At 38.8% G+C, this 13,426-nt stretch carries 12 protein-coding genes and 1 other RNA gene; 11 read left to right on the top strand and 2 right to left on the bottom strand.

The genetic code is table 11. From position 1 onward, the window contains the following. Nucleotides 1–3: 3 nt before the first annotated feature. Entirely contained in the window at nucleotides 4–2,283 is a 2,280-nt protein-coding gene (gene rnr / locus ACFQIC_RS20075; protein WP_204708315.1) for a ribonuclease R, read from the top strand. A gap of 58 nt (nucleotides 2,284–2,341) precedes the next feature. Here the strand turns inward: rnr and ACFQIC_RS20070 are convergent, their stop codons facing one another. Continuing rightward, nucleotides 2,342–3,205: a GNAT family N-acetyltransferase gene (locus tag ACFQIC_RS20070; RefSeq protein WP_204708316.1), complete on the bottom strand. Its 864-nt coding sequence runs from the start codon at nucleotides 3,203–3,205 to the stop codon at nucleotides 2,342–2,344. Between the two features lie 146 nt (nucleotides 3,206–3,351). Here ACFQIC_RS20070 and smpB point away from each other — a divergent pair, with 146 nt between their 5' ends. The 10 genes from smpB (at nucleotide 3,352) to glpK (ending at nucleotide 12,981) form a co-directional block, all read left to right on the top strand. Further along, nucleotides 3,352–3,816, top strand: coding sequence for an SsrA-binding protein SmpB (gene smpB / locus ACFQIC_RS20065; protein ID WP_204708317.1), 465 nt, complete (start codon nucleotides 3,352–3,354; stop codon nucleotides 3,814–3,816). A gap of 95 nt (nucleotides 3,817–3,911) precedes the next feature. Then, nucleotides 3,912–4,273: a transfer-messenger RNA gene (ssrA, locus tag ACFQIC_RS20060) on the top strand. A 240-nt stretch (nucleotides 4,274–4,513) separates the two neighbouring features. After that, nucleotides 4,514–5,770, top strand: a complete 1,257-nt coding sequence (locus tag ACFQIC_RS20055; RefSeq protein WP_390217769.1) for an L-lactate MFS transporter — start codon at nucleotides 4,514–4,516, stop codon at nucleotides 5,768–5,770. A gap of 69 nt (nucleotides 5,771–5,839) precedes the next feature. Continuing rightward, entirely contained in the window at nucleotides 5,840–8,833 is a 2,994-nt protein-coding gene (gene fdhF, locus ACFQIC_RS20050; RefSeq protein WP_204708318.1) for a formate dehydrogenase subunit alpha, read from the top strand. Further along, nucleotides 8,808–9,290: a helical membrane plugin domain-containing protein gene (locus ACFQIC_RS20045; RefSeq protein WP_204708319.1), complete on the top strand. Its 483-nt coding sequence runs from the start codon at nucleotides 8,808–8,810 to the stop codon at nucleotides 9,288–9,290. The genes fdhF and ACFQIC_RS20045 overlap by 26 nt, the downstream gene beginning before the upstream one ends. 16 nt (nucleotides 9,291–9,306) lie before the next feature. Continuing rightward, entirely contained in the window at nucleotides 9,307–9,525 is a 219-nt protein-coding gene (locus ACFQIC_RS20040; protein WP_204708320.1) for a heavy-metal-associated domain-containing protein, read from the top strand. Nucleotides 9,526–9,718: 193 nt separating this feature from the next. Beyond that, complete coding sequence (locus ACFQIC_RS20035) at nucleotides 9,719–9,877, top strand: hypothetical protein (protein ID WP_204708321.1); 159 nt, start codon at nucleotides 9,719–9,721, stop codon at nucleotides 9,875–9,877. Nucleotides 9,878–9,976: 99 nt separating this feature from the next. Beyond that, nucleotides 9,977–10,288, top strand: coding sequence for a hypothetical protein (locus ACFQIC_RS20030; protein ID WP_204708322.1), 312 nt, complete (start codon nucleotides 9,977–9,979; stop codon nucleotides 10,286–10,288). Between the two features lie 344 nt (nucleotides 10,289–10,632). Beyond that, on the top strand, nucleotides 10,633–11,463 hold the full coding sequence (locus tag ACFQIC_RS20025) for an MIP/aquaporin family protein (protein WP_204708323.1): 831 nt from the start codon (nucleotides 10,633–10,635) through the stop codon (nucleotides 11,461–11,463). A 24-nt stretch (nucleotides 11,464–11,487) separates the two neighbouring features. Further along, a complete protein-coding gene (gene glpK / locus ACFQIC_RS20020; protein WP_204708324.1) occupies nucleotides 11,488–12,981 on the top strand; it encodes a glycerol kinase GlpK in 1,494 nt (497 codons plus the stop codon). Nucleotides 12,982–13,060: 79 nt separating this feature from the next. Here the strand turns inward: glpK and ACFQIC_RS20015 are convergent, their stop codons facing one another. Then, nucleotides 13,061–13,315 carry a hypothetical protein gene (locus tag ACFQIC_RS20015; RefSeq protein WP_204708325.1) on the bottom strand — a complete coding sequence of 85 codons (255 nt, stop codon included), beginning with the start codon at nucleotides 13,313–13,315 and terminating at the stop codon, nucleotides 13,061–13,063. Between the last annotated feature and the right edge of the window lie 111 nt (nucleotides 13,316–13,426).

Genomic DNA, 13,426 nt, shown 5'->3' with positions numbered 1-13,426 from the left:
GTAATGGATACAGAATTTAAGCAGCAAATTTTACAATACTTTAAAGAATCAGCTTCTAAGCCTTTATCTGTACAAGAGGTAGAAGAAGCACTTAAATTAGAAGGTTCTGAAGAAGTTCAAGATTTAATGAAAGTTTTAAATGCGTTGGAAGAAGAGGGAGAGTTAGTTCGGACAAGGAAAAACAGATTCGGTCTACCAGAGAAAATGAACCTACTTCGAGGCAAAATCCAAATGCACGCGAAAGGATTCGCTTTTTTAATTCCCGATGAGGAAGATAAGGATGATGTGTATTTGCACCATTCCGATCTCAATTCTGCAATGAATAACGATAAAGTCCTCGTTCGTATTGAAAAGCGCGATGATCAAGGACAACGACCAGAAGGAACAGTTATACGTATTTTGGAAAGAGCAACCAACAGAGTGGTAGGTACGTATGAATCAAGTCGAAACTTTGGTTTTGTTGTGGCTGATGACAAACGAATTCCTCATGACATTTTCATCCCTAAGGCTCAGGTGAATGGGGCAACTGATGGACACAAAGTTATCGTGGAAATCACCAAATTCCCAGAAGATCGTATGAGTGCAGAAGGAGAAATTGTAGAAATTTTAGGTCACAAAAATGACCCCGGAATTGATATTATTTCCATTATTCATAAAAATGGAATAAAAACAGAATTTCCACAAGAGGTGTTAGACCAAGCGGGAGACACACCTGATGAGATTTCGGAAAGTGAAATAGAGAATCGACGAGACTTACGTGACGAAACCATTGTAACGATTGATGGGGCAGATGCCAAAGATTTGGATGATGCCGTCACCGTTAAAAAATTAGATAATGGAAACTATAAACTAGGTGTTCATATCGCTGATGTCACGTATTACGTTCAAGAGAACTCTCCAATTGATAAAGAAGCTAGAGAACGAGCGACAAGTGTGTACTTAGTGGATCGAGTAATACCTATGATTCCTCACCGATTGTCTAATGGCATTTGTTCATTGAATCCTCAGGTGGATCGCTTAACCTTGTCGTGTGAAATGGAAATTGATTCTCACGGAGCGGTTGTAGGGCATGAAATATTCCAAAGTGTAATAAAAACCAATGAGCGAATGACTTATAGCGATGTAAATGCCATTCTGGAAAATAATGATGAAGAATTGATTGAAAAATATAAAGAGTTAGTTCCGATGTTCCGTGAGATGGAGGGATTGGCTGCTACCCTTAGAGGTAAGCGCTTTGGTCGAGGAGCGATCGACTTTGATTTCAAGGAAGCGGGAGTTATTGTTGACGATGAAGGAAAAGCGGTAGATGTGAAGATACGTGAACGTTCCGTAGCTGAGCGATTAATTGAAGAGTTCATGTTAGCAGCGAACGAAACGATAGCCGAACATTTCCATTGGATGGACGTGCCGTTTATCCACCGCATCCACGAAGATCCGGATGAATCAAAACTATTCAATTTCTTTGAGTTTGTTGGTAGTCTTGGGTATTCCGTTAAAGGAACTGCAGACAACGTTCACCCTCAAGCCTTACAAAGAATTTTAGAAACGGTGAAGGATACGCAGGAAGAAATGATTATTTCTAAATTGATGCTTCGTTCTATGCAACAGGCAAAATATGATCCACAGAGTGTAGGTCACTTTGGGTTGTCAACGGAGTTCTACACGCATTTCACATCACCTATCCGACGTTACCCTGACTTGATCGTACACCGTCTGATTCGCACTTATCTGGTCAACGATCAGCTAGATTATAAAACACGTAAACATTGGAAGGATCAGCTACCTGAAATTGCTAAGCACTCCTCAGAGATGGAGCGAGCAGCTGTCGAAGCAGAACGAGAAACCGATGATTTGAAAAAAGCTGAATTCATGCAAGATAAGATTGGTGAAGAGTACGATGGTGTGATTAGCTCTGTAACAAGCTTTGGATTATTTGTGGAGTTACCGAATACAGTAGAAGGTCTTGTTCATGTAAGCACATTAACTGATGATTACTACAATTTCCAAGAAAAACAATTCGCTATGATTGGTGAGCGAACAGGGAATGTTTATCGCATTGGTGACGAAACTACGATACGGGTTTCCAACGTGAATTTAGATGAACGCGTAGTCGATTTTGAAATCGTTGGTATGAAGCCAAGGAAAAAAAGAGAGCGTCCGGTACAACCAAAGCAAATCGACGCCAAAACGCCTGATAAGAAGAAAAAGAATAAGCAAAAAGGAAACAAACCTTTTTATAAAAATAAAGGCGTCGCAAAAAAAGGGAAAAAGAATAAAAAGTAAACGAATATTTCGATCGTTGAAGTGAAAAAACGCGCTGAATTGATCTCAGCGCGTTTCCTTATGTCCATAACCCGTATAAAATCCAAGGATCTTGGACGTCATAGGGAGAAGGATCTGGGATTTTGTCAAAACCTTTTTCGGAAAAATCGATCCAACAACCAACGTTTTGTGGATTCTCATTCCAGTGGTAAAGTAATGTTTCGAAAAAACCGGGCTGACGATAATGATCGTTCCAAAAATATTTAACATGAGCATAGTCGTATTTTTTTTGGTCATTTTTAATCAGAACAAATCGAGAATTATCAGAATTAATATATAGATTAGAGTCTATTAGGTAATCATCAGTAAAAAAAGCTTCATCATATGGGAGAGGATAATAACACTCATATGGAAATAAGCCCAACTCATTATCCTTATTGTTCAGAAGTAAATCACGTTTATCGCTTATAGTATGTACTTCTGACCATCTTTCTCCTGGAGTGTAACCTCTTAACTTGTCGGGAGCGTTAAGGGTCAGATAGTGAGAAACTGCACCACTGTGAAGGCCGGTTTTTTCTAGTAATCGACGGGCTGAAAGATTATGAACATGTGTATTTGCACCTATCCATTTGATTTCAGGTTTTTCTTTCAATTGTTCAATCACAGGCTTAAGAAGTTCAGTTGCGTAACCTTTTGCTCGATAACGACGATCACTTCTCAATCGGCCGATCATTGCAAAACGGTTTTGCCCAAACAAGCTATAACCAGCAATGGAGAGAAGTTGATTGTTTTGAAATAAACCAAAGAGTTCTTGTGTTTTTGAATCTATTAATCGGTCAAAAATTTGAACGACATAATCATCTTCAATTCCAGTATCCATTTGCTCTAGAGCAGGTAAATCATCTATGGTTAATGGGCGAACTTGAAGTAGTTGCTGTTCCATGTAATTGAGCTCCTTTTTAAAATTCTATACCAAAAATATATTCTCACATTGTTTGTAAAATTGTCCATTATATCGATTCCTTCAAAATTGGATTAAATCTATGTTTTTGGTACAATTAATAGGAGCTAAAATAGGAGGATAACGTAATGCCAAGAGGACACGGGAAATCTATAGCACAAAATAGAAAAGCTGGTCATGATTATTTTATTGAAGAAACCTTCGAAGCAGGTATTGTTTTGCAGGGAACTGAAATTAAAGCAATTCGTGCGGGTAGAGTAAACTTAAAAGAAAGCTTTGCACGTATAAGTAACGCTGAAGTTTTTATTCACAACATGCACATTTCCCATTATGAACAGGGGAACATCTATAACCATGATCCAACGAGAAGCCGGAAGTTGCTGCTTCACAGAAAACAAATTAACCAACTAATTGGAGCAACTCAACAAAAAGGATATGCACTTGTTCCTTTGAAAATGTATATTAAAAATGGAGTAGCTAAGCTTTTGATCGGATTAGGGCGCGGTAAAAAGAAATATGATAAACGCGAAGACCTAAAACGTAAGCAAGTCAATCGGGAAATCGATCGTGCGATTAAAGAAAGTTTCAAGTAATGACGGGTTGAATTTTGTTATGTTTGTGATATAATGAATTATGTCGCTAACAAGTGACATATGAATGAGCTCAATGCTCTATTCCTAATCCTAACGGGGACGTTACGGATTCGACGGGGATAGGTCGAGCTCGGGTTGCAGGTCGAGGCGACGGCTCGTAAACGTCATTTGCCTAAAATAACTGGCGAATCTAACGATAACCTAGCTGTAGCTGCGTAAGTAGTCTATAGCTGATCCTTCCTGGCATCGCTCGTGTGCTAGATCGAAGGGTCTCAAACTGAAGCGAGCTACGCGTTCTTCCACCACCTGAGGAAGGACGAAGAGACTAATCAGGTTAGCTACTCGGAAGCCTGTTGATAGGCTGAAGAGTAAGCGAAATATAATATATCAACTAAGCTTGTAGAAGCCCGAGTGCCGATATCTCCGGACGTGGGTTCGACTCCCACCGTCTCCACCAATACATAATTGGTGGTTTTTTTATGGGCAAATTTAAATGTTGATTTGTCGATAAACCTACTCAAGTGACCGATAAATACTAATTAATTTATTAAATTTCGGCTATTAAAAACCAAATCAGTTCAATAGCATATAGAACATAACAAGGAACCCGTGCACTTATTAAAAAGTGTGCGGGTTTTTTGAGTGATATTTCACATAAAGGACACAATAAAACAATAAATTGGAAAGGAGAATCATTGTGGAAACAAAAAAGAATAGATGGCTGATTGCCTTATCTGCTGTTGCTATGCACTTATCAATTGGATCGGTCTATGCCTATAGTGTTTACAAAACACCGATGACTGAGGAGTTAGGTTGGAGTGGAACAGATGTTGCTCTTGCCTTTACCATTGCAATTTTCTTTTTGGGGCTAACGGCAGCTTTCATGGGGAAGTTTGTAGAAAAACGAGGCCCGCGTACATCTGGATTGATCGCAGCCGTATTATTTAGTGGTGGTATGTTACTAACAGGATTAATGGTTCAATTTGAATGGCTTTGGGGATTTTATATCACATACGGGGTTATTGGTGGGATCGGATTAGGAATTGGTTATATTGCTCCTGTATCCACGCTAGTTAAATGGTTTCCGGATCGTCGCGGTTTAGCTACAGGGATGGCGGTTTTTGGTTTTGGGGCAGGGGCTTTAATTGCTGGACCTACTGCTGAATTTCTAAATAATACGTTAGGTATTCATTGGTCTTTTTATATTCTAGGGGCGTGCTATTTAGTTTTAATGGCTCTAGGTGCTTCCTACATCACTCCTCCACCTAAAGACTGGAAACCTGAGGGATATAATCCTGATGAGGAGGATGACAAGAATACCGGTGATTTAGACCAGATGACTCGTGGAGAAGCAGTCAAAACTGCTCGCTTTTGGATGTTGTGGTGGATGATGTTTATCAATATTTCCGCAGGGATTATGTTAATTTCTGTTGCTTCCCCGATGGCCCAAGAAAAAGCAGGGATGACCGAAGCAGCTGCGGCAACGATGGTTGGGATTATGGGTTTATTCAATGGTGGAGGACGGTTGGTTTGGGCTTTTCTGTCAGATTATATTACGAGAGCCTACACGTATATCATCTTTTTCACAATTCAGCTCGTGCTGTTTTTCTCTCTCATAAACATAACAGACTCTCTACTTTTTCAAGCGTCTATGTTTCTCATTGTTTCGATCTACGGTGGAGGGTTCTCTAATTTACCAGCGTTTATTGGAGATTTATTTGGTACAAAACAACTAAGTGCCATACATGGATATTTGCTTACTGCATGGGCAGCTGCTGGAGTAGTAGGACCAATGGTTGTATCTTATATTCGCGAGACGACTAATAGTTATGATGCCACCTTTATAATCTTTGGTATCTTAATTGCTACAGCTTTTCTTACAGCTATTGCTATGAAGATCCTAATTGTTCGTTATCGTAAGAGCAAAGCAGAAGCTGAGCCAAATCCAACATGAGTTGTATAGATCTACCAATAATGGTAAACACTTAGGCATAAAGGAATTCTATTAGGTAGGTGACTTTAAGTGGCAGCAGAAAAGCAACTGAACATTACAATTAATGAAGAGCAGTATTCTGTTAATAATGGTGAAACAGTGTTTGAAGCCGTTAGAAATCAAGAAGTTTACGTACCAGGTATCTGCTCGACGCAACCCGACCTCGGAATTGGTGTTATACAGACATGTGATACATGTTTTATAGAAATTAATGGAGAACTGAAACGGGCATGTGCCACTAAAGTTGAAGATGGAATGGATATTAAAACCCAGTCCAACAATGTAAAAGAAGCTCAACACGAGGCTATGTCGCGAATACTGGAGAACCATGAACTTTATTGTACTGTTTGCGATAATAATAATGGAAATTGCGAGGTTCATAATGCGGCGGAATATTTAGAGGTTGAACATCAGGAGTATGCATTTAAAGCTAAACCATACCCTGCTGATAATTCTCATCCTTTTTATCGCTATGAACCGGACCAGTGTATATTGTGTGGACTTTGTGTAGAGGCATGTCAGGATCTCCAAGTTAGTGAAGTGTTAACCATTGATTGGGAGCGAAACGCCCCTCGAGTAATTTGGGATAATGATGTTCCAATTGATGAATCATCCTGTGTTTCTTGTGGTCATTGTGTGTCAGTTTGTCCTTGTAACGCACTGATGGAAAAGTCTATGCTCGGAGAAGCGGGATACATGACAGGTATACCAAATGATGTACTAGAACCAATGATTAATCTAACTAAAGAAGTCGAGCCGGGATATCGAGAAATATTAACGATTTCAAATGTAGAAGCAACGATGCGTAAAGATCGTATCGAACGAACGAAAACGGTATGTACTTATTGTGGTGTTGGATGTAGCTTTGAAGTGTGGACAAAAGACCGTGAAATTTTAAAAATACAACCAGATCCAGCAGCTCCTGCTAATGGAATTTCAACTTGTGTTAAAGGTAAATTTGGATGGGACTTTGTGAACAGTGAGGATCGATTAACTACACCATTAATACGTAAAGGTGAAAGATTCGTTGAAGCTACTTGGGAAGAAGCTCTTTCTTTAATGGCTTCAAAAATGACGGATATTAAAGAAACTCATGGTAACGATTCTATCGGATTCATCGCATCATCAAAATGTTCGAATGAGGAAAATTATTTATTTCAAAAGTTGGCGCGTAGTGTGTTTGGAACAAATAATATAGATAATTGTTCACGATACTGTCAAACCCCTGCATCTACTGGTTTAATGAGAACCGTAGGAATCGGTGGTGACGCAGGAACAATTGAAGACATCGAAAGTTCAGAACTTGTGCTAGTTGTGGGAGCCAATCCTGCAGAATCTCATCCGGTATTGGCAACTAGAGTGAAACGAGCGAATAAATTATTTAATCAAAAGTTAATTGTTTTCGATTTGCGAGAGAATGAACTTGCCCAGAGAGCCGACTTATTTATTAGTCCAAAACCTGGAACAGACTTGGTTTGGTTAAATGCCATCGCCAAATATATTATCGAACAAGATTGGCATGATGCTGACTTTATTGAAAAGCGTGTAAATAACTTTCAGGATTTCGTAGACTCTTTGGATACGTATACTTTGGATTATGCGGAAGAAAAAACTGGTTTAAGCAAAGAACTTTTAATTAAAGTAGCTACCATCATTCATGAAGCAAAAAGTATGTGTGCACTGTGGGCTATGGGCGTTACACAACATATGGGCGGGACGGATACGAGTACGGCTATCTCAAACTTACTTCTCGTTACAGGAAATTATGGTAAGCCTGGTACGGGAGGTTATCCGTTACGCGGACATAACAACGTTCAAGGAGCAAGTGATTTTGGCACAATGCCAGAGTGGTTACCAGGATATGAGTCGATCGAGGATGATAAAATTCGTGCTAAGTATGAGGAAGCATGGGGAACTACTTTACCTAAGGAACCTGGTTACAATAACCACGAGGTTGTTGAAGCCATCCAAGATGGAAAAGTAAAAGCAATGTATCTATTTGGAGAAGAAATGGGTCTTGTTGATTCTAATATTAATTATGTTCATACAGCTTTTGAAAAGCTTGATTTCTTCGTTGTACAGGATATCTTCTTTTCTAAGACTGCTCAGTTTGCAGATGTCGTTTTGCCTGCAGCACCAAGCCTAGAGAAGGATGGAACATTTACAAATACAGAAAGAAGAATTCAACGTTTCCACAAAGCACTTGAACCTCTAGGTGACTCCAAACCTGATTGGAGAATTTTTCAGGATTTTGCTAATAAACTAGGTGCAAACTGGAAGTACGAACATCCAGGAGAAATCATGGATGAGGTTGCAAAACTATCTCCAATTTTTGCAGGAGTCAGTTATAGTAGGCTAGAAGGATGGGACAGTCAGTTATGGCCTGTGAATAAAGATGGTACAGATACTCCTCTGCTTTATGAGGAAGAGTTTGGTTTCGAAGATGGAAAAGCTCGCTTATTCCCTGTTGAATGGACTCCTCCATATGAACCAGGCGAGGAGTATGACTTACACTTGAATAATGGGCGGATTTTGGAACATTTCCATGAAGGGAATATGACGTATCGTTCAGAAGGAATCAGTCATAAAGTACCTGAGCCGTGGCTTGAAGTATCACCTGAATTAGCAAGTAAACGTGGAATAAAAACAGGTGCCCTTGTGAGATTGAAATCTCCGTACGGGGAAACTGAAATTCGAGTTTGGGTAACAGAACAAGTGAAGGGTAAACAATTGTACTTTCCTATGCATTCGATGGAGGAAAAAAGTGCAGTAAACAATCTGACGAGTAGCTATCATGACAAAGACACTCATACTCCTAACTACAAAGAAATGGATGTCAAAATGGAAGTGATTGAGCCAAGCGGTCCATCACCTATACCTGAAATAAACCACCGATTCGGTAATCCTCAACCACAAGAGGGCGTTGAGGTTGAAAGGAAATGGGAACGGGAAAACTTTACACCGATTCCGGAATTTATTAAGAGAAAGGGAGTTGAACATGGCGAAAGCGATCAAGCAAATTGATGAATCCATTCTTACTCCTGATCAACAGCAAGCAGCCGATCTAAATGAAATACTAGAGCAATTAACTGCAAATAAAGAGTCCCTTCTGATCCTTTTAGAGATTATTGAGGAACTTCATAAGTTCGGGATTCTTGATATTACAAAAGGCATGTTAAGAACACGACATGAACTTGGTATTTTAGCCATGGAGGAGTTGGACAAACCTACAGTGCACGATTTAGTTAGAAGTGGAATTAGTACTTTTAATTTCTTTACTAAGGTTGATCCTGACCAACTAAATACCTTATTAAATGGGGCAAGTGAAGGTCTTAAGAATTCATCTGAACAAAGCCAAAAAGATGAGAAATTAGGATTGTGGGGACTTGCAAAATCTATACGTGACCCCGATGTAAATCGATCCATCACTACCATGGTTCATTTCTTACAAGGCATGGGACAAGGAATAAAAACAAAATAGAAGAAGGTGAGGTTCCTTGAAGGAAGTTACTATACAGATCAATGGAATGACCAGTTCATCTGATGTAGAGAAGGTGAACGAAGCTTTGTATGATGTTTGGGGCATTAGGGAAGCTGATATAAGTTCTAAATTTAATAAAGTTACATTCTCATACAATGAAGAAGCAGGGTCATTAGTAGACTTTATGCAAGCCATTCGGGACAGTGGATTTGAACCCATACAAGAAGATGAATGAACAACGAAAAAGGGCCTTTCTATTAGAAAGGCCCCTTTTTGTATGAAAAAGTGTACTTACATAAAGATATATATATAGTAGATTGCCTATTTTAAAGCACTCAGGGCATTTGGCCATGCATCTTAAAGCCTTCCGCATAATGTAATTAAGAGACGTCTCATATATTCTTTAATAGTGGAGGAGGAAGAGAAATATGGTTTTAACTTTTCTAGCAGCGATTGTTATTGTGTTGCTATTTTTACTTGCTCTGCTTGTTGCTGTATTGTTTGGAAATAAACGACAAAAGCAAATTATCATCGATTGTATTCAAAGAATTCTTGATACAATCGGCAACAATCATAAAACTTGCTAAGTATCCTCTAAAGGACCCTAAAGAAGTTTTTCAAAGGACTTCAAAGGGTCCTTTCATTAAAAAAGATGTCTCATAATCTAAAAAGAGGTGAATATTGATATGGAACAAGAAAAGAATGAGAATAAGCAGGAAAGTTTAGATTTGGACGGAATTATGAAGATGGCATCCAATCTTATGAAGAATAATCAAATTTCAGATGTATTAGGAAGTTTAAATAAAGAATCCTCAGAAGAATCGGAAACATCATTAACAGATATATTAGGGGACCTTAGTCTGAGTGAAGTTGAACCGATAAATTCCGGAGAATTATTCCAAGAAATGTATAAGTTAAATAACCAGGTACAAGAATTGAAAAAACAAATGAAAGAAGTCCGAGAGCAATATACAAATATGATGAAGCTTTTAAAATAACAACTCTTAATCATAGAAGTGCCCTATCTAAGAAAAGCATGAATCATTTATTTATGCTTTTCTTAGCATAACCAGATCATTTCACAGGAAAGTGCATGAGAGCCCCTCTCCTATCCTCTTCCAAGCATGTCTGGGGAAATTCATAGAGAAAATGAATGCTAAAAATAAAGATTAATAGTTGACAGCGTTTTCACTATAGGTTAAGTTGTTAACAACAAGTTAACTATGTGACGGAGATTTGGAGACTCACACGAGATCTAGTACTGCTTACGAGCAGAGTACTGTGGATTTTGTGTGGGTCTCTTTTTCGTACATTTTTAGTTATTGGAAAAGGGAGGATAATTATGTCAGAATTTGCTGCAGAACTGATTGGAACAATGGTTCTCATTATTTTTGGTGGGGGCGTCGTCGCTGGTGTTGTTTTAAAAGACTCTAAAGCTGAAGGTGCTGGATGGGTTGTCGTTACGATTGGTTGGGGGCTAGCAGTTGCAATGGCTGTCTATGCAGTTGGGAATTTTTCAGGTGCTCATGTCAATCCAGCGGTAACTCTAGGTTTCGCGGTTGTTGGAGAGTTTGAATGGGCAAAAGTACCGTTGTATATTTCTGCCCAGCTTATTGGAGCATTTATAGGTGGTGTCATTGTATTCTTGAATTACTTACCTCATTGGAAAAAAACGAAAGACCAAGGAGCTAAACTTGCTGTGTTTTCAACGGATCCTGCAGTAAGAAGTCCATTTTCTAACTTAGTTAGTGAGATGGTCGGTACTTTCGTTTTATTAATGGGACTTATGTTCATTGGGGCCAATGATTTTACTGATGGTTTGAATCCACTAATTGTTGGGGCACTGATTGTAGCTATTGGCATGTCTTTAGGCGGAACTACGGGATACGCGATTAACCCAGCTCGAGATTTAGGACCTCGAATTGCCCATGCTTTATTACCAATTCCCCTGAAAGGAAGTTCGGACTGGGGATATGCTTGGATACCGATAGTGGGTCCAATTCTAGGCGGAATTTATGGTGCTGTATTTTATAAAGGCTTATTCTTAGGAGAATTGACCGTGTTATTTTGGTTTTTAAGTGCTTTAATGGCTGTAATTTTAATAGGCGCTACTTCTTCTGAACTTAGAAAAGGTGAAACAACAGCTGATCAAATCGAAGAAAAAGCAGTATAATTATACATTAGGAGGAGATTAATTATGAGTGAAAAATTTATTCTATCTTTAGACCAAGGAACCACTAGTTCAAGAGCTATTCTATTCAATCAAGCTGGTGAAATCGTGGAAACGGGGCAAAAAGAGTTTGAACAGTTTTTCCCTAAACCAGGTTGGGTAGAACATGATGCGAATGAAATATGGACATCTGTCCTTGCTTGTATTGCTGATGTTTTAAGAAAAGCAAATATTGAACCTAATCAAATTGAAGGAATTGGAATTACCAACCAAAGGGAAACAGCTGTCGTATGGGATAAAAAAACGGGCAAGCCAATATATAAAGCAATTGTTTGGCAATCTCGGCAGACAGAAGATATTTGCAAGGATCTAAGAGCGAAAGGTTACAACAATCTATTCAACGAAAAAACTGGACTACTTCTTGATCCTTATTTTTCTGGTACAAAAGTTAAATGGATTCTTGATTATGTAGAAGGAGCTCGTGAAAAAGCGGATAATGGTGAACTGCTTTTTGGGACGATCGATAGTTGGATTGTTTATAAGTTGTCTGGTGGGCAAGCGCATATTACGGATTATTCAAACGCATCTCGCACCTTAATGTTTAATATCTATGATTTAAAATGGGATGATGAGTTACTTGACATCTTGACCGTTCCTAAGAGTATGCTACCAGAAGTCAAACAGTCTTCTGAAGTTTATGCAAATACAGTAGATTATCATTTCTTCGGACATGAAGTACCGATTGCAGGTATTGCAGGTGATCAACAAGCCGCCTTATTTGGACAAGCCTGCTTTGAGAAGGGAATGGCGAAAAATACTTATGGTACAGGCTGTTTCATGTTAATGAATACAGGTGATGAAGGTATTAAATCAGAACATGGCCTCTTAACCACACTCGCTTGGGGGGTAGATGGAAAAGTAGAATATGCACTCGAAGGTAGTATTTTTGTAGCAGGTTCAGCGATTCAATGGTTAAGAGATGGTCTAAAGTTGATTGAAAGTGCTCCCGATAGTGAACAGCATGCTTTAAATGTCGAGTCAACAGATGGTGTCTATCTTGTGCCAGCTTTCGTGGGGTTAGGTACACCTTATTGGGATAGTGATGCCCGGGGAGCGATGTTTGGATTAACGAGGGGTACATCAAAGGACCACGTCATCCGTGCTACTCTTGAATCGTTAGCCTATCAAACGAAAGATGTGTTAGACGCAATGATTGTAGATTCAGAGATTGACTTAAAAACTCTGAGGGTTGATGGTGGTGCTGTGAAAAATAACTTCCTCATGCAGTTCCAGAGTGATATTCTAGGCGTTCCTGTTGAGCGTCCTGTTGTTCAAGAGACAACAGCACTTGGGGCTGCATACTTAGCTGGGTTAGCTGTTGGCTACTGGAAAGATAAACAAGAAATAGCTAAACAGTGGAAGAATGAAAAGACATTTACGAACGACATGGAACAAAAGGATCAGGAAAAGCTATACAATGGTTGGAAAAAGGCTGTACATGCTACGCGCGAATTTAAATAAAGTAGAAAAGAGTAGCTCTTGGCTACTCTTTTTTACATAGGAAGAATAAATTCAATGAGAAGATTATGAAAGAATTGGTTTACTCCGTTTTTTTAAATCCTTTCAAAATGTCTATAGCTGGACTTAAAAACTCTCGATTTTTAAACATATTAGTAACTGTACTAACATCAAACTCTAACATACAAAATAGAACGATTAGGAACAGAAAGTCGTCATTCTCTCTTTCTTCTTCATCTTGTTCGGTGGTTGAACCTCTGTTCTTTAGCTTATCTTTGAGTTCTCTTATTTCATCTTCTAATTCATAAATCTTTTTATAATTATCATAAGCTGACATAGGAAAACCCCCTTTTCACTTTTATTAGCTATCTTATGTAAGCATTTGTGGATGGGGTGGGTATTCGCCTTAATGAAAAAAACTATAAAAAAGACTGCACATCACTAAGGG

Source organism: Halobacillus seohaensis (assembly GCF_042663045.1).
GTDB classification, from domain to species: domain Bacteria; phylum Bacillota; class Bacilli; order Bacillales; family Halobacillaceae; genus Halobacillus_A; species Halobacillus_A seohaensis.
Note: the sequence above shows the minus strand (reverse complement) of the source record. Positions and strands in the feature narration are given on the sequence as shown.